Origin of the sequence: Aureivirga sp. CE67, from assembly GCF_015767245.1 — a bacterium.
Lineage (GTDB): Bacteria > Bacteroidota > Bacteroidia > Flavobacteriales > Flavobacteriaceae > Aureivirga.
On sequence record NZ_JADOTV010000008.1, the window covers coordinates 137,229 to 152,576 of the forward strand.

Sequence of the window (15,348 nt, forward strand, 5' to 3'; positions counted from 1 at the left end):
AAATCAATAATAAGTAAAATGCTTATTATTTTAAATTTTTAACCCTCAAATACTTTTTACAATCCGTACTTTATTTCATTTCGATTTACATTTACAAGCAACCACCTATGAGCCAATGTATTATATTAAACAAAGGTGATTTTTATGTTATTTTTCTAGTAATTATCTGCGTTAGGGATTGTAGCGGCATCCTTTTTTGCTTTTCTTCATTCCGCTACTTTAGCAAAAAAGATATAGCGGAAAGCCCGGCCTTTTTCTGAGTTTTCGAAAACGAAGAAAAATGGAAACGCCCAAATATTTTTTACCTTTGAAAGCTTGAGAATATTAATAAATTACAAATGCGATATTTTATACATTTAGGGTTTGATGGTGGAAAATTCAGTGGGTGGCAGCGACAAAAAAGTACGCAAAACACGGTGCAAGAAGTGATTGAGCAAACGCTTTCTCGTTTGTTTAAAAAGAATATTGCGGTTTACGGTTGTGGGAGAACGGATGCTGGAGTGCATGCGAGTCAGTATGTGATTCAATTTGAGGTGGAGGAAGCTCCTTCGTTTGATTTAAAATTTCGCTTGAACAAAAATTTACCGAATAGTATTGCCGTTTTTGAGATTTTCGAAGTGGAAGAAAATCAACATTGTCGTTATGATGCAGATATTCGTACGTATGATTATTTTATTCATTGGCGAAAAGATCCGGCTTTGTCTTTCTATAGTTCTTATTATGAATACGAAAATTTGGATTTTGTAGCGATGAAAAAAACTGTTGAAATTATCCGAAACACCAATGATTTTAGAGCTTTGTGTAAGCAACCTGAATTGTATGACAATACGCTTTGTATGATTACAAATTGTGATTTATTTGTGAACGAAGCACAAGGAAGATTGCGATTTACAATTTCTTCTAATCGTTTTTTGAGGAAAATGATTCGAATTTGTGTTTTTTATTTGTTGGAGGTTGGTACTGGAAAAATTTCTGTGGAGGAATTTCAGCAAATTGTTAATCTTGAAAAAGAATATAAAGTTCGCCAGGCGGCTTTTCCAAATGGTCTGTTTTTGAGTAAAATTACATATCCGTTTTTGGAATTGAAAGATGCACATAATTTAATCAAGCTTTTGAAGTTTGGTTTGGATAAATAATAATCATTTTAAATTTAGATTCTAATTAAAATATTTTGTTTAATATAAAACACACCCCTAGCCCCTCTCAAGAGGGGAACTTAATAATCTTTATTTTTCACAAAATTAAATGTGAAAATATTTAATAATAATATGAGAGTAGAAACATATAAAATTTCAGAATGGGAAGACACAGAACAAGGTGTTCTTTTAGCTGAAAACGAGGATTGGATTTTGATAAAAAACATACCTGCGGATTATCAGCTGGATGGTTTTAAAATTTTGAAAAAAGAATTTGTAGAAGAAAAAATTCATGGAGATGAAGAAAAACTGATTGAAAGAGTTTTAAAACTAAAAAAAGAAGAAGCTAAAATTCCTGAAGGTTTTGCGTTTTTGGATACCGTAGAATTCTTAAAATGGTCTGAGAAAAAATACGGTTTATTTGAATTTCAGGATGAAGATGATACAGAGTTGTTTTATGGTAGATTAAGAAATTCGAATACTGAAAAAATAAGAATTGACTCTGTAAAATCAGATGGTATAATTGATACAGAATTTGATTGTGATTTTTACATTGAAGATATTCGAGTAATCACTTTTGAAACGGATTATTTTATTTCCATTAAATTATTGATGGAAGATGAAAATCCTTTTCTGAATACTTTGAAAATTGTTTAAAATAACAAAAGCCTAATCCAAAAAAGATTAGGCTTTTTTAATATGATCTTGGGCAAAAAAAATCCCATCGTGCATAAAACACAATGAGATTTTATACTTTTAGAAAATATCTTTTATTTCTTAGCTTGTTTTTCTAGCTTCTTGTATTTACGAATTTCCATAATGTTTCCAATAATCCAATAAGGAACTGCAAACGTTAATAAGAAAATCATTAACCAAAATCCTGTTGTTAAAACAGTTAAGAAAGCTAAAAAACCTGAAAATTGAGAAAAATCCATAACTGGTAATTTTTGTTTTAATAGTATTTTCAAGCCAAAAGTACTATTTATTTTCCAACTAATGAACAATATTTTAGTTTTTTATCAATCCTCCATAAAATTAATAGTAAACTACAATTGATTTTCAAATATTTATTAGATTTTTCAATAATTTTCATTCTAAAAAACTACTTCTTCTTTGGTTTAAATTTTAAAAACTAAAATAGAAGTTTTTATATTTTTGATATCTTTTTTTGACAGTTTATATTCTGGATCAATTTTTTCAAAACCATTAGAACGAACTGCTTTTTTCAAACTTTCGATATATTCTTTTCCTTCGTTTTCTAAACAATAATTTAGGTACTCTCTAATCTCATACTTTGAAAATTCTGCATTATTAAGTTGCATTATTTCCAAAAGATAATTTAAATTTTCAATTGGTTCTTCAGCCTTTCTTAATTTTTCAAAATCAATTGGTTTTTTAGAGCCTATTATTTTCTTCAAATTATCAAAAACCTCCACAATTTCAGTTGAATCTGTTACTTTATAAGCATTAAAGTCTTCCTCAAAAGTGTATTTATCTTCTTTGTTTAAAAACGCACATAATTCTTTACTTAACAACGCTTCCTTTATTGGATTTCCTTCTTCGTATGAAAGAATTGAGAAAACAGAAACTCTTTCAAGAGTAACATTTTCGATGTCTTCAACAAATACTACACTCAAATTTTTTGTAGCATCATCGTTAGTAGATATTTCAATTTCTGGAGCAGTTTTATGTTCTTTAGAAAACCAATCTATCGCTACAGGTTTATATTCATGAATGGATAAATTTTCATCAGATTCCTGAATTCCCATTTGATTCAGAAATTTTGTTGCATTATTTTTTTGTGTTATTTTTTCCTTGCAAGAAATAAAACAACTGATTAGGATTGAAAAGCTTAGTAAATAAAGGATTTTTTTCATATGTTTTCTTTTTTTAAGGTAAATCCAATTCATCGAAATTTTCGATCTCAGATAATTGAATAATTCTATCTACATCAATATTTCTCCAAGTTTCAACAAAAGCCTTCTTATTCGGATTCTGAGGATTTATATTTTTGTTTGGGTTTTTTCGAGTTTTTTCTTTTTTCGTTAAAAAATTAATACTTGTTGAGCTTAATATCGCCGGGCCATACATACTAGTATTATCATATCCAATTAAATCAAAATCCGATTTCTTTTTATTAAACCTAAAAGTATAACTCCAACTTCCATATCTTCCATGAGAATAAAACACAAACAATTTATTTTTTTCAATATCCAAACTTAGCATAGGTGGCATATAAACTCCTCCATCTTCATTTTCAGAAAGAAAACAGGATAAATTTTCCAATACAGAAATCCATTGATTATTTTGTTGAAAAAAAACCATAATTCCTCTTTTATTTCGATTTACTAATTGCCCCCATTGATTTGCTTCCATGATTTCTGGACATGTTCTCTTAACAATAAAAACACTGTCAATTTTTCCATCTCCATTTAAATCACCACCATATTTTTCGAAAACTCTAAAGTCTACAGGAATCTGATTCGAAGGTAATATAGATTTCAATGTTTTCTTTTTCGGTTCATTTTGTTTAAAATTATTTATTTTCCCATAAGAAATTGTAGAACAAAGCAATAGCAGCACCAGATAAATTTGATTTTTCATCATTTAATTTTTTAGTTTATTATTTTATATGTTAGTTTATTTTAAAAAGTAATTTTATTTGTTATTCATTTTAAACAACTTGCTCATAGACCAATGCATTTCTTTTTCAATTATAGTATCAATCTTTAAATCAAAATCTTTCTTAGTTAAGTTTGAAGAATAAAATTCATGAGATTTAATTATAGAGTTTCTCAAAGTTTCAAGAGTTTGTTTGGCAAGTAATCTAACATCATAAATTATTTTACCGTCATTCATATTTTGGATTAAATTCTCAAATTTATAATAGGTTCCTGTAAATTCTTCCTCTGAAACAAAATAGTGTCCTTTGATGTTATAATCCTCTTCTTCCCATTTTAAATTTTCAAAGTTGATTTCTTTCTTTTTTTCAAAACAATTATTCAGTATGAAATAAAAATCGCTCTTCCAAGAAGGATCTGGATCATGCCAAAGTAATGCTCTGTCCAAAATAATTAAAATAAAATCTAAAAGTGTTTCATAATTACTTTGATCTAATAACTCTTCAAATGAAAAATCAATTTTGACATCTGAATAGCAAAATTCTTGAATCATTTTTAACTGAATTTCATCAAATTGAAAATTATCATTCTGAGAATTCCAAAGCATTAACTTTTCAGAATTATTAAAGTAAGTTGACAGATAAAATATGTTTTTCAAATTCCTTTCATAAGCCCAATCGTATAGCAAATTTTTATTTTCTTCTATATAAGAATCATCATATTTTCTTGATAACCAATTATATTTTACTTTTAATATTTTACTTGTTAATGGAACAAAATTCCAATTAAAATTACTTTTTTCAAGAACTAATTTAAAATACATAAATCTAAAAATAACCTAATTTCAAAAAATTATTTTGTATTAAAAACTTAAAATAAGTTTCTGTATACTTTTTTTTTCCATTACAATAATTTGCATAAATCAATCTAATAATTTTGGAATTCTCTGCTCTTTTTTCAAATTCTTTTTCACTACATTTTAGTGTCCATTTATAAGAAACAAATCTACGACAACGATATTTTCTTCCAAATATATATTTTTCATAAGTTATGTTGTTTTTTATAAATTTCACTTCTTGTACAAAAGATTTCAAATTATGTTTAAGTCCCCAATACTCTCTTCCATAAACTTCATAATGTTTTTTATCAAAAAAAATCTCATGCTCTTCTTCTTTTATGTCTTGATATTTTAACTTAGAATGATCTGCTGGTAAAATGAAACCATCTAAGTAAACTGATTCTCCTACTATCGGAAGTTCTCCTTGATTTGCATCAAATAAATCAAAATACTCATCTTCTATACATTCTAAAAACAAAAATAATTTCTGATTTAATTCATATTCACTCCATCTTCCTCTACAGGGAAAATCCTCATATTTTCTAACAATAATAAATTCTTTATCTGAAGTTAAATTTTCTTCAATTTTTAAAAGATATGTTGTTTCATTCATTTCAATAATTTCTCCATAAACAATCTCATCTGCTGCAAAAATTAATTGATAGAAATCTATATCTAAAACTTCTGCACTGGCTGTATTAAAACAGAAAAATATGAAAAAGAGAATATTCAAATTTTTAATTTTTCTCATTTTTTCATCAATAATTTAACTCTAAATACAACATTGGTTTCAGTGGTCTACAAATAATTATATTCGTATTATTTTTCACTTCCTTGATTCTATAACTTTTTATTTCAGATACATCTATCATCAAACTATCTGAATCTGGGACTCCATCAAGCAACGTCCACCATAAATCATCTTTTTCAACCAAACTATCATATAAAACATTCGTACTTATATATTTTGTGTCATATTTTTGGTAAATATCAATACGCTTCTTTTTTCTATTCAAAACTATTTCCTCTATTTTCTTTTTATTCAATAAATAGTTCTTCATTTCTATTTCTGTGCCATCCAAAAACACCTTAAAATTCTTAGAATTTAAAGAAATAAGTTTTTCTCTGTTATAATTCAATTTTTCTATAGCACAACTCGAAATTGTTGTCCCCAATAAAATGAAAACAATGAATATTTTACTTAATTTCCTACATCTTAAAAATTGTTTTTCGATTAAAAATCCAACCCCAAAACCTAGAATACCTCCAGGAATTATAAAAATTCCGATTCCTGAGATCAACCAAATCCACATATCCAAAAGCAAAAATTCTAAATCAAAACCATATGTAATAGTTCTATAAATTATTTCTGAAAACATGGCAATCAGCAACATCAAAAATGACATTTTCAAAAAGCCTTTAAAAACCGAAAATCTTGGTGATTTATTTTCTTCAAAAATATCTTTTCCAATGCTTCCTGTAAAAAAGTAAAATGAGCATAAATTCAACAGAATTTGAATCGAAAAATAAATTGGTTCACTTAGAAAACCACTTTTAAGCTCATGAAAAAAACGTAATGTATCTCTCGTAAAAAAGAGTAATCCTAGCAAACAAAAAACTGCTAAAATCGCAATTAAATAATTTAATATTAAAACTCTTCCCTTTGTTGAAGGATTTAATTCTTTTAATAAATCAATTTTCTTTTTCATATTCTATAGGTTCTTTTTCCGATTTTATAAAATTATTTCTATCAACAGCATAAATGACATTTTCTTGAAATAACTGTCGGATTTCTTTATGCGTCATTATATAATTATCAAAAGAATAATTAATATCATCCGTAATATCATCCATGTCAAAAATATCTTCCACAGAAAACAAATTATATTTCACGACCAAAGTATCTTTTCGAATTTCCATCACTTTGATTGTCGAATATTTTAAATTTTCTTTTCGATAATTATACACATCTCCTACTTTCGGATTTTCAATATAATTTGCATATTCATCTTTAAATTCTCCTCTTAACGTAAAGAGCATTATCAATAAAAAAACACCTATAAACAATCCTGAAAATTGCCAAATCGGACCTTTTGCTTTCGATTTCATCACGGAAAGTTCGTATTTTATTTCATCTGAAATCTTTTTATCTTTTCCTAAAAATTTAAAATTACAGAAATTGCATTTCCCTTTACCATATTTCCAAAAAGGAAAAACAGGAATCCAAAAAACATGAAAATGCCATCTTGAAATTATTAATTCTAAATACCCTTTTTCTTTGCAATTTGGACATTCTATTTCTGTCTTAATTTCCGATTTAATTTTACCAGAACCACTTCCTGTAATCATAGCTTTTTTTATTTTTTATTCTAATGCACTTTTGTAAAGTGTATTCATGTTTCAAATATAAAATAAGATTTATAATCTCGCTTTTATCAAATCTTTTATTTTTCTGAAAACAGCAACTAAAAATGAAAACCCAAAGAAAACTTGACTTAAAGCAAAAACTATAGCTCCTATTGTTATAACTATGTTTATTTCTGCCAGATCTGAAAATAATGGAAAAGAACTTTCGTAGGAATTATCAGATGTAAAAAATCCTAAAAATAAATTTGGTATTAAAATCAAAATAAACCCAATGTAAAGAGTCAATATAGATAGTAAATTCATCCACGAAGAAAAACGAAATTTCAACCTCATCATTCCCCAGTAAATAACAAGCAAACAAAGTATAAATAATGCTGAAAAAATCATTAAATAGTCATATGTGATCACAAAATAAGTATCATGAATATTGATATCTAATTTTTCTTCATTCCTAAAGATTCCTATGACTAGAAACAATAAAATTAATGGTAGTAATAGTAAATGGAGTTTGTTTTTAAATAGCTTCATTTTGGTTGGTTTGTATTTTTCCAATAAACATTATCCCTTTTAAAATTTTAAATAATACATAACACAGCCCTATAACTTGTTAATTTGTATTCAAAATCTGACGGTACAACATCTAATATTATAGTATTATTTCTCTCAACAAATTAGTGTATTCATCTTTTATTGGCAATTCAGAATTCATGATTATTTCATTTCTTATCGCAAATGTTTTCTCCTTTTTTATTGGGTTAAAACCTTCTTTGGTCACTTTTCCCATATAAAAACCAATTCCTCGTTTTTGCCAATTTGGTATATCATTATAATTGATTCCATTTTCAAACAAAAACTCATTTTTAAAAGAAGTAGAAGTTCCTAAAATTTTATCTGAAGCCTCTCTTGCCGAAAAACCTTTTTTTCTCAAAAACCAATAACAATGTGCTTCTAGAGAATTTCTCTGTGAATCTTGATGTCTCCAACGGAAATAATCAATTACTTCTTCTTTATTTGGCAACACCGAAAGTCTACAATCAAAAGCTGCTAAATCTCCCAGCAAAAGAGAAAATTTCGCACTCGTTTCACCTGCCAAAATCGAATTCAATTTTCTAGTTTTTCTACCAAATGATCCTTCATTCAAATCAAAAAGAAGCGAGATCTCATCACTTTGCGTGTATGCATAATTAATCTTAAAACCACAATTCATCAAATGTTTTGTAGTTTCTACCATCATATCTCGAAATTTCGGATCAAATGGTTTTTCAAAATCATGTGTTTTCTTGGTTAATTTTGTAAATCCTCTTCCATCAATTCTTGCTACAATATAAAATCCTAACGGAACATTATAATCATTGGCAGTTTCGTATATTCTTAATTTCTTATCTAAATCGTTAAATTTCATTTTTCCATTCTGTTATTACAAATTCATTCTCTATTATTTCTACAAAATAAAGAGCATCAAAACCTTCTTCATAATTTGGAAGTTCTAATTTTTTTCTTGTAGAAAACAAACCAACATTCGGAATTTTCTCTTTTCCTTTTCGCAACGAATTTCTTTCTAAAGCCTCTTGAATATTCGATTTAAAATAATATCCAATCACTTTATATTTATTTTCTTTTGCTAAATCTATGAAATATTTTCTTCTCTCTTTTTCAACATTTGTATTGTCTACAACAAATTGTGTATTTGTTTCAAAACAAGTTTCAAGAAACTTTTGTTGTTTATTTTTCGTATTCAGTAAATCCAAACTTATTCGGACATGAGAATTAAAAAAATTCTGTTTATAAAAAGTCGATTTTCCTGTAGCTTGTATTCCTATAAATAATATTGCTTGCATTTTTTTATTATTTTAAGCAATTCGCAGCCCGTTTTTAATTTTTCTTTCTGGAGAAATAATTGTCACTTCTTGCTTCTCTCCTACAGCTCCCAAAAGTAAACACTCGCTCATTATGTTTGCAATTTGCTTTGGAGGAAAATTCACTACAGCAACTACTTGTTTCCCTATTAAATCTTCTGGTTGGTATAATTTTGTGATTTGCGCAGAAGTTTTCTTTATTCCAAATTCTCCGAAATCCAATTCTATTTTATACGCAGGATTTCTAGCTTCTTTAAATATTTCTACTTTCAATATTGTAGCAACTCGCATTTCTACTTTCGCAAAATCTTGCCAATTTATTTCATTCATAACCTTTAATTTTTACTGGAAAGCTAAAATATACATTTACTTTTCTTCTATTAAATGTTTTCAGGATAAATTAAAAAAATTATTCTTTAATATCGTTGATTCTAGAATTTCACAAAAAAGAAGTAACTTCCCCAAAAAATAGAACATTTCAAAATGGATATCATAATCATAGAAGACGAAAAACCTGCTGCTAGAAGATTAAAGCGACTTTTAGAAGATTTCGGATTGCACACCAACACGATGTTACATTCTGTAAAAGAATCGATTGAATGGTTTCAAGCCAACAAACATCCGGATTTAATTTTCTTAGACATCCAACTTTCTGACGGACTTTCCTTTGAGATTTTTGAAGAAGTAGACATCACCAGTTCTATCATTTTCACTACTGCTTATGACGAATATGCACTGAAAGCTTTCAAACTAAACAGCATCGATTATTTATTGAAACCTATTGATGATGACGAGCTAGAAGTTGCTATCGAAAAATATAAAAAGAACAATCAAATTGCTGCAAATCCACAGATTGATTTATCGCAAATCCAGCAACTTTTAAGCAATCCGTTCGAGAAAAATTATAAAAAACGATTCACTGTAAAAGTTGGACAACACCTAAAAGTGATTCAAGTTTCAGACATCGAGTGCTTTTATTCAGAGAACAAATCGACTTATATCTACACCAACGAAAAAAGAAATTATCTGCTTGATATTCCTCTAGAACAGCTAGAAAGTCAATTGGAAGATGAAGTGTTTTTCCGTGTCAATCGTAAGTTTTTTGTCAATATCAACGCCATTAAAGACATCGTTTCCTACACCAATAGTCGTCTAAAATTGATCTTAGAAAACTACAACGAAGAAGAAATTATTGTAAGTAGAGAAAAAGTAAAAAAATTCAAAGAATGGTTGGGCTAAAAGTCACATATCTAAAATATTTCTTTTTCATTCTACTGATGAGCCTTTTTGTTTATTGTTCCAATTATGAAGAGTTCAAACCACTTACGCTTAAAAATGGAAAATATTCCACAGAAAAAGCTTCAGAAAAACTAAACAAAAACATCCAAAAGGTTTTAAATTATTACAACGTAGACTGGAAATCTGAAAATGGAAAAATCTTAATTCCCAAAAACATTTCAGAAGAACTTATTTGGAATTATACCAACAAAGCAAAAGATTCTGTCTGGCTAAAAGAACACTTGAAATAAACAAAAAACTCCTTTAGTAAAAAGAAGATTTTTTGATTTTGTTAGGGCGAAACCATTTTTCTTCGTTTTCGAAAAACTCAGAAAAAGGTCGGGCTTTTCGTTCCAAGTTTTGTTTTTCAAAAAAAGTTTTTCTAGACAATCCGTGGGCTTCCGTTGGTCGCCTCCTTTTGCCAAGAACACTAATTTTTGAAAAAACAAAAGCTTTCCACTACAATCCCTTTCGCAAGGAAAACCACAACAGTACCAGAAGTTCTCGAAGGTGCCTGAGGTTCTCGATGGCACTTGAGCGGATTTATCGGTGCCTGAGCGAAGTCGAAGGCCTCTACTCCTACCAAAACACCTATTCCTCAAAACCGCTTACAAATAAAAACAAGTGGACTTGTCATAAATGTAACCATCGGAGTCATTCCTCAAAGTGTCGGAGTGGTTCCTCATGGTGGATTTGTCATAAATGCTACTGTCGGAATCATTCCTCAAAGTGTCGGAGTAGTTCCTCATGGTGGATTTGTCATAAATGCTACTGTCGGAGTCATTCCTCAAAGTGTCGGAGTAGTTCCTCATGGTGGATTTGTCATAAATGCTACTGTCGGAGTCATTCCTCAAAGTGTCGGAGTAGTTCCTCATGGTGGATTTGTCATAAATGTAACTGTCGGAGCAATTCCTCATAGTGGAATTGTCGTTCAATTTATTACAATAATTAATAAGATATATTCATTTAAATTCTGTTTTAAAAAACCTAGACTCCATAAGCTTTTATAGCTTCGATTTAAATTATTAAATCTTAATTTGTTAAAATTTAAAGTTTCTTATATATTTGTTCGTCTGCTGCTATGAAAATTTAAAATTTACAGAAATTTTATAGTTACAGATATAATAGAAATAACAGGAATTCCTGTTGTAGTTATGTTACCCACAAGCAAAATAAAATGACGTGAATTCAGAATATTAACAATTAAAATTTAAATAAATGGCAGAAAAATTTGAAGGAGAACTTTACATAGGGGACTTGACTCCACCCCAATTGACCGACTTTGACAACTTAGATGATGAAAATGCAGGTGCTTTTGAATTAATGGAAGCAGATTCAGCAGAAGATGCTAATGTTGTCTATGACCGTGTAATTTTCAAATATAAAGACCCTACCAGTCCTCCTCATACTAGAAAAAAATGTGGAAAATGGTCAAAACCTTTACCAGGAGTGAAAATTTGTGTGGGTTGGACAATAAATTATAGATGGCTTTATAGAATTGGTCACGTAAGAGTGACTACAATATCTGGCACTAACGCTAAAAACGCCTTAGAAGAATGTTTAAAGCAATCAGCAATTGCCGCTTTAATAGCAGGTGTTGCCTCAGGTGGTAGTGCTGCGGCTGCAGCTGCGGAAATAGCACTAAAAGCCTGTTTGGCATCAAAAATAGGTGATAAGTTAATTTCTGTTTCTGTTAACATTAAGTCGACAAGAGGTAGTTGGGAATAAGAAACCGTATTGTAAATACCAGTGGGTAACACTGTATATAGCAAATAGGGCGTTTGGTGGTTTAAGAAAGTTTAGTGCTATTTACCAACACCGCCAAATCGTTGATTTGGCTTTTAAAATGAATAAGATAAAAACAAAATACAACGTTTTGGCTCAGTGCAAAATTGAAAGTTTATCGCTTTATACTGCCCTACTTGCCATATACTAAACGTTGGCAGCAAGTAAAAATAAAAACAAACAATAAAAAAGAAACTATGAATTTTGATGAAAACACAACTAAAATAATCATTGCTTTAATTGCTGTTCTTACAATAATTGTAAGTGGAGCATTAATTACAATTAAAAAAACTAAGAAAAGGACAACTAAAAATTCATTTACTAATGTTAATGTATCAGGAAATGATAGTAAAATAGTAGCTGGAGATGATAATTCAAAAAATAGATGATTCAAAAGAGAACCTTTGAAGGTGTTGAAATTAGTGGCAATAAAAGTAAAATAGTTGCTGGAGATGATAATTCACAAAATAATTTTTTTGTATCAAAAAAAGGTAAACTTTCACTTTTATTTGAATCATTAAAAGAGAAGTTTGAAGAAGATGATAAAATCACAAGAATATCAGATGATTTACAAAGATATAAAGATGGACGAGATAGAATTAGTATTGAACAAAAATTAAAAGATGCAAATAGAGAGCATTTAACTGAAGATTTTTTATGGCTTAAAGATCAATATTTTAGGAAATTAACTAAATATCAATTTTTTGAACCTGCTCAAGAAATTCATGCTTTTATTTTAGGTATTGTATATGAAAGGTTTAGAAATATAATTTATCCTTTAATACGTCAAAATGAATCTGAAAAAGTAATATTATCAGCAATGTCTGAGAAGATTACAGCTCCAATTGTAAATTTAATTCAAGAAGAGGGTTGTGATGATATAATGGGGTTATCTTCAACGGAAATTGAAGGAATGATTCATTTTTTAACAGGGCAATGCCATATAAAGTGGAAATTATGATTATTTATCACCAAGCTTTTGATTTGTATCATACAGTATACAGAATGATACAATTATTAGGTTATTTCAAAAGAGGTGACCAAATAGAAATAGATAGATTGCGTATCTGGGATTATTATATGCTTTTTCCAAATAAGCTTTCAAATTTGAAATTAAGAAGAAATGAGAAAGATATAAAGAATTTAATTAATTCTTTTATAATCAGAGCTGATAATCCTTACGAGGAAGTTATTGATGATAGGAAAATGTTTGAAAAAATAAAACCATATCAAATGACAGCTATTAAAAGTTTAGCTTCTTATGGTATAGTTAATAAAGATTATTTAACTACAAATAGAATTAATTCAATTTCTTCGGAACTTATTGAAGATTACATTAGTAAATTAGAGAAGTTGACTAACCAAGAAGAAAATACAATTAAATTACTCACATCTCATTTCTATCAAATGTCATTATATGGGGAATATGGCTTAAAAGATAGATCAAAATTATTAGAAAGTAAATATGATGCACAATAATTTATTTCTAAATAGATTAATAATCTATACAAACTCAGGAAAAATAGCATATAATGAAGAATTTCATAAAGGAATTAACATAATTCGTGGCGATAATAGTAGTGGGAAATCTACAATTACCCACTTTATATTTTATGTATTAGGTGGTGCATTTAATGATTGGGTTAAAGAAGCTAAACAGTGTTCGTATGTATTATCTGAAGTAGAATTAAATGGCGCTACAATAGTTTTAAAAAGAGAATTAAATTTTAGTGATAAAACTAAGAAAGCAAACCCACAAGAACCTTTATATATTTATTGGGGTAGTTTAGAAGAATTAAAAAATACAGAGATCGAACATGAATGGCATAAGTATGGATACCAAACATATCCAGATAAAAAGAGTTATTCAAATGTATTGTTTAATACATTGAATATTCCCATTGTTAAAGGTGATAATAATATTACCATGCATCAATTATTGAGATTAATATATGTAGATCAAGATTCTCCAACAAGCTCTTTATTTTTATACGAACAATTTGACTCATCTATGACAAGAGAAACTGTCTCTGATTTATTATTGGGAGTTTATAATCAAGATTTATACGACAGTAAACAGCGAAAAGTAGAAGTTGAAAAAGAGCTAAGCGGTATAAAGAGTGAAATTAAGGTTATTCGAAAATTCACACAAAATCTTCATGATTTAATTCCTGCTAATATTTTTACAAAAATTGAAAATAAAGAAAAAGAATTAAATAAAATTGAAACTGAATTAATAGTTTTAAAGAATAATAATAAAGCTGTTAGGTTTACAAAAAAAACAAAATTAGAATTTGAAGAACTTAATAAACAGGTTATTACTCAAAGAGAAAAGGTAAATTCAATTGAATCAAATACGAGAAATCTTCAGTTTGAAATTGAAGATTCTAAATATTTTATTGAATCATTAAGTAAAAAAATAAAAGCTATTAATAATTCAATAATAACAAGGGATTTTTTGGGTGAATTCCCTTTGGAATACTGTCCAGAATGTTTATCTGATATAAAAATGGAAGATACTTCTCTTTGTAAATTATGCAAACAAGAAGTGGATGAAAGTTATGGAATAACACAAGCAAGAAAAATAGAGCAAGAACTTAGTTTTCAGCAAAAAGAATCAATTTCTTTACTTACTAAAAAAGAAAGAAAATTAATTGATTTAAAAACATCATTTGAATCTGAGAAAATAAATTTATTTCAATTACAACAAAAGGTAAATCAATCTTTAAAAGATGTTAAATCTGTTCGTGATGAGAAGATAGATAAATTGCTGTCTGATATAGGATTTATTGAAGGTGAAATTATTCAGCTTAGAACTTTACTTGAAAATGCTGAATTATATCAAAGTCTAATTCAAAAAGAAACAGAATTAGGTGTTGAATTCGAATTTCTTAATTTTAAAATAAATTCTTTGCGCTCAGAACAAGAGAAGTTAAAATATTCTACCAATAATAAAATAGAAGAAAAAGGATTATTTCTCTTAAATAATGACTTAAGAAGACAACAAGATTTTGCAGAAGCAAAAGAATTTAATATTGATTATAGAAATAATCTTGCCTTTATTTCTGATAAAGATGCAAAGTATTCTGCTAGTTCAAATTTTTATTTAAAAACAGCAGCTAGATTTTCTATTTTTCTTGCATCTCTTGAAATTGAAAAAATGCGTTATCCTAGATTCATTTTTTGTGATAATATGGAGGATAAAGGAATAGAAAAAGAACGTGCGCAAAATTTTCAAAAAATTATAATTAAACAAGCCGAAAAAAGTAATAAAGAAAATTTTCAATTGATTTATACCACTTCTTTTATTCCAGAAGATCTAGATAATACATCTTATTGTGTAGGAGATTCATATACAGAAGATAATCCAAGTTTAAAAATAAAGTAAAACCAGCTGCCAACAAAGAACTGAGTTAAAACCCAAGTAAAATAGTCTTAAAATTCATACAATATTTATCTAAGCATAT

Annotated in this window: 21 protein-coding genes; 10 read left to right on the forward strand and 11 right to left on the reverse strand. The window is 28.0% G+C overall.

Annotation, left to right across the window (positions count from 1 at the left end; all coding sequences use genetic code 11):
- Window positions 1-338 precede the first annotated feature (338 nt).
- Together truA and I0K12_RS11505 are read left to right on the forward strand one after the other, a co-directional pair.
- On the forward strand, window positions 339-1,136 hold the full coding sequence (truA, locus tag I0K12_RS11500) for a tRNA pseudouridine(38-40) synthase TruA (protein WP_196888199.1): 798 nt from the start codon (window positions 339-341) through the stop codon (window positions 1,134-1,136).
- A gap of 132 nt (window positions 1,137-1,268) precedes the next feature.
- A complete protein-coding gene (locus tag I0K12_RS11505; RefSeq protein WP_196888201.1) occupies window positions 1,269-1,793 on the forward strand; it encodes a hypothetical protein in 525 nt (174 codons plus the stop codon).
- A 113-nt stretch (window positions 1,794-1,906) separates the two neighbouring features.
- Here I0K12_RS11505 and I0K12_RS11510 read toward each other — a convergent pair whose 3' ends face one another.
- The 11 genes from I0K12_RS11510 to I0K12_RS11560 all read right to left on the reverse strand — a co-directional run bounded on the left by I0K12_RS11510 (window position 1,907) and on the right by I0K12_RS11560 (window position 9,148).
- Complete coding sequence (locus tag I0K12_RS11510; protein WP_196888203.1) at window positions 1,907-2,071, reverse strand: hypothetical protein; 165 nt, start codon at window positions 2,069-2,071, stop codon at window positions 1,907-1,909.
- A 183-nt stretch (window positions 2,072-2,254) separates the two neighbouring features.
- Window positions 2,255-3,013, reverse strand: a complete 759-nt coding sequence (locus I0K12_RS11515) for a hypothetical protein (RefSeq protein ID WP_196888205.1) — start codon at window positions 3,011-3,013, stop codon at window positions 2,255-2,257.
- A gap of 13 nt (window positions 3,014-3,026) precedes the next feature.
- Window positions 3,027-3,740, reverse strand: a complete 714-nt coding sequence (locus I0K12_RS11520) for a hypothetical protein (protein WP_196888207.1) — start codon at window positions 3,738-3,740, stop codon at window positions 3,027-3,029.
- A gap of 54 nt (window positions 3,741-3,794) precedes the next feature.
- Window positions 3,795-4,580: a hypothetical protein gene (locus I0K12_RS11525; RefSeq protein ID WP_196888209.1), complete on the reverse strand. Its 786-nt coding sequence runs from the start codon at window positions 4,578-4,580 to the stop codon at window positions 3,795-3,797.
- Between the two features lie 4 nt (window positions 4,581-4,584).
- Window positions 4,585-5,346 (reverse strand): hypothetical protein, encoded by a 762-nt coding sequence (locus I0K12_RS11530; protein WP_196888210.1) that lies wholly within the window; start codon window positions 5,344-5,346, stop codon window positions 4,585-4,587.
- 7 nt (window positions 5,347-5,353) lie between these two features.
- Window positions 5,354-6,304, reverse strand: coding sequence for a hypothetical protein (locus I0K12_RS11535; RefSeq protein WP_196888212.1), 951 nt, complete (start codon window positions 6,302-6,304; stop codon window positions 5,354-5,356).
- Window positions 6,288-6,944 carry a hypothetical protein gene (locus I0K12_RS11540; protein WP_196888214.1) on the reverse strand — a complete coding sequence of 219 codons (657 nt, stop codon included), beginning with the start codon at window positions 6,942-6,944 and terminating at the stop codon, window positions 6,288-6,290. The genes I0K12_RS11535 and I0K12_RS11540 overlap by 17 nt, the downstream gene beginning before the upstream one ends.
- Window positions 6,945-7,013: 69 nt before the next feature.
- Window positions 7,014-7,490 (reverse strand): hypothetical protein, encoded by a 477-nt coding sequence (locus I0K12_RS11545; protein ID WP_196888216.1) that lies wholly within the window; start codon window positions 7,488-7,490, stop codon window positions 7,014-7,016.
- A 118-nt stretch (window positions 7,491-7,608) separates the two neighbouring features.
- A complete protein-coding gene (locus I0K12_RS11550; protein ID WP_196888218.1) occupies window positions 7,609-8,364 on the reverse strand; it encodes a tRNA(His) guanylyltransferase Thg1 family protein in 756 nt (251 codons plus the stop codon).
- Window positions 8,354-8,800 (reverse strand): AAA family ATPase, encoded by a 447-nt coding sequence (locus tag I0K12_RS11555; protein ID WP_196888221.1) that lies wholly within the window; start codon window positions 8,798-8,800, stop codon window positions 8,354-8,356. Before I0K12_RS11555 ends, I0K12_RS11550 begins: the two co-directional genes overlap by 11 nt.
- Before the next feature lie 12 nt (window positions 8,801-8,812).
- A complete protein-coding gene (locus tag I0K12_RS11560; protein ID WP_196888223.1) occupies window positions 8,813-9,148 on the reverse strand; it encodes a tRNA-binding protein in 336 nt (111 codons plus the stop codon).
- A gap of 153 nt (window positions 9,149-9,301) precedes the next feature.
- Here I0K12_RS11560 and I0K12_RS11565 point away from each other — a divergent pair, with 153 nt between their 5' ends.
- From I0K12_RS11565 to I0K12_RS11600, 8 genes are all read left to right on the forward strand, one after another.
- Window positions 9,302-10,057, forward strand: coding sequence for a LytR/AlgR family response regulator transcription factor (locus I0K12_RS11565; RefSeq protein WP_196888225.1), 756 nt, complete (start codon window positions 9,302-9,304; stop codon window positions 10,055-10,057).
- Entirely contained in the window at window positions 10,045-10,347 is a 303-nt protein-coding gene (locus I0K12_RS11570) for a hypothetical protein (protein WP_196888227.1), read from the forward strand. Before I0K12_RS11565 ends, I0K12_RS11570 begins: the two co-directional genes overlap by 13 nt.
- A gap of 423 nt (window positions 10,348-10,770) precedes the next feature.
- Window positions 10,771-11,106 (forward strand): hypothetical protein, encoded by a 336-nt coding sequence (locus I0K12_RS11575; RefSeq protein WP_196888228.1) that lies wholly within the window; start codon window positions 10,771-10,773, stop codon window positions 11,104-11,106.
- A gap of 208 nt (window positions 11,107-11,314) precedes the next feature.
- Window positions 11,315-11,824 carry a hypothetical protein gene (locus I0K12_RS11580; protein WP_196888229.1) on the forward strand — a complete coding sequence of 170 codons (510 nt, stop codon included), beginning with the start codon at window positions 11,315-11,317 and terminating at the stop codon, window positions 11,822-11,824.
- 254 nt (window positions 11,825-12,078) lie between these two features.
- The gene (locus I0K12_RS11585) at window positions 12,079-12,270 is read left to right on the forward strand and encodes a hypothetical protein (RefSeq protein WP_196888230.1); all 192 of its coding nucleotides are present in this window, start codon (window positions 12,079-12,081) and stop codon (window positions 12,268-12,270) included.
- Window positions 12,267-12,842, forward strand: coding sequence for an ABC-three component system protein (locus I0K12_RS11590; protein WP_196888231.1), 576 nt, complete (start codon window positions 12,267-12,269; stop codon window positions 12,840-12,842). The genes I0K12_RS11585 and I0K12_RS11590 overlap by 4 nt, the downstream gene beginning before the upstream one ends.
- Window positions 12,839-13,360 carry an ABC-three component system middle component 5 gene (locus tag I0K12_RS11595; protein WP_231372749.1) on the forward strand — a complete coding sequence of 174 codons (522 nt, stop codon included), beginning with the start codon at window positions 12,839-12,841 and terminating at the stop codon, window positions 13,358-13,360. The genes I0K12_RS11590 and I0K12_RS11595 overlap by 4 nt, the downstream gene beginning before the upstream one ends.
- Entirely contained in the window at window positions 13,350-15,269 is a 1,920-nt protein-coding gene (locus I0K12_RS11600) for an AAA family ATPase (protein WP_231372750.1), read from the forward strand. The genes I0K12_RS11595 and I0K12_RS11600 overlap by 11 nt, the downstream gene beginning before the upstream one ends.
- The last annotated feature ends 79 nt before the right edge of the window (window positions 15,270-15,348 follow it).

Excerpts from the sequence above, each read along its gene's own strand:
- I0K12_RS11515 (WP_196888205.1), bottom strand. The coding sequence starts at position 3,013 with ATGAAAAAAATCCTTTATTTACTAAGCTTTTCAATCCTAATCAGTTGT.
- I0K12_RS11565 (WP_196888225.1), top strand. The coding sequence starts at position 9,302 with ATGGATATCATAATCATAGAAGACGAAAAACCTGCTGCTAGAAGATTA.
- I0K12_RS11555 (WP_196888221.1), bottom strand. The coding sequence starts at position 8,800 with ATGCAAGCAATATTATTTATAGGAATACAAGCTACAGGAAAATCGACT.
- I0K12_RS11535 (WP_196888212.1), bottom strand. The coding sequence starts at position 6,304 with ATGAAAAAGAAAATTGATTTATTAAAAGAATTAAATCCTTCAACAAAG.
- I0K12_RS11570 (WP_196888227.1), top strand. The coding sequence starts at position 10,045 with ATGGTTGGGCTAAAAGTCACATATCTAAAATATTTCTTTTTCATTCTA.
- I0K12_RS11590 (WP_196888231.1), top strand. The coding sequence starts at position 12,267 with ATGATTCAAAAGAGAACCTTTGAAGGTGTTGAAATTAGTGGCAATAAA.
- I0K12_RS11580 (WP_196888229.1), top strand. The coding sequence starts at position 11,315 with ATGGCAGAAAAATTTGAAGGAGAACTTTACATAGGGGACTTGACTCCA.
- I0K12_RS11600 (WP_231372750.1), top strand. The coding sequence starts at position 13,350 with ATGCACAATAATTTATTTCTAAATAGATTAATAATCTATACAAACTCA.
- I0K12_RS11585 (WP_196888230.1), top strand. The coding sequence starts at position 12,079 with ATGAATTTTGATGAAAACACAACTAAAATAATCATTGCTTTAATTGCT.
- I0K12_RS11595 (WP_231372749.1), top strand. The coding sequence starts at position 12,839 with ATGATTATTTATCACCAAGCTTTTGATTTGTATCATACAGTATACAGA.
- I0K12_RS11545 (WP_196888216.1), bottom strand. The coding sequence starts at position 7,490 with ATGAAGCTATTTAAAAACAAACTCCATTTACTATTACTACCATTAATT.
- I0K12_RS11530 (WP_196888210.1), bottom strand. The coding sequence starts at position 5,346 with ATGAGAAAAATTAAAAATTTGAATATTCTCTTTTTCATATTTTTCTGT.
- I0K12_RS11510 (WP_196888203.1), bottom strand. The coding sequence starts at position 2,071 with ATGGATTTTTCTCAATTTTCAGGTTTTTTAGCTTTCTTAACTGTTTTA.
- truA (WP_196888199.1), top strand. The coding sequence starts at position 339 with ATGCGATATTTTATACATTTAGGGTTTGATGGTGGAAAATTCAGTGGG.
- I0K12_RS11505 (WP_196888201.1), top strand. The coding sequence starts at position 1,269 with ATGAGAGTAGAAACATATAAAATTTCAGAATGGGAAGACACAGAACAA.
- I0K12_RS11525 (WP_196888209.1), bottom strand. The coding sequence starts at position 4,580 with ATGTATTTTAAATTAGTTCTTGAAAAAAGTAATTTTAATTGGAATTTT.
- I0K12_RS11540 (WP_196888214.1), bottom strand. The coding sequence starts at position 6,944 with ATGATTACAGGAAGTGGTTCTGGTAAAATTAAATCGGAAATTAAGACA.
- I0K12_RS11520 (WP_196888207.1), bottom strand. The coding sequence starts at position 3,740 with ATGAAAAATCAAATTTATCTGGTGCTGCTATTGCTTTGTTCTACAATT.
- I0K12_RS11550 (WP_196888218.1), bottom strand. The coding sequence starts at position 8,364 with ATGAAATTTAACGATTTAGATAAGAAATTAAGAATATACGAAACTGCC.
- I0K12_RS11560 (WP_196888223.1), bottom strand. The coding sequence starts at position 9,148 with ATGAATGAAATAAATTGGCAAGATTTTGCGAAAGTAGAAATGCGAGTT.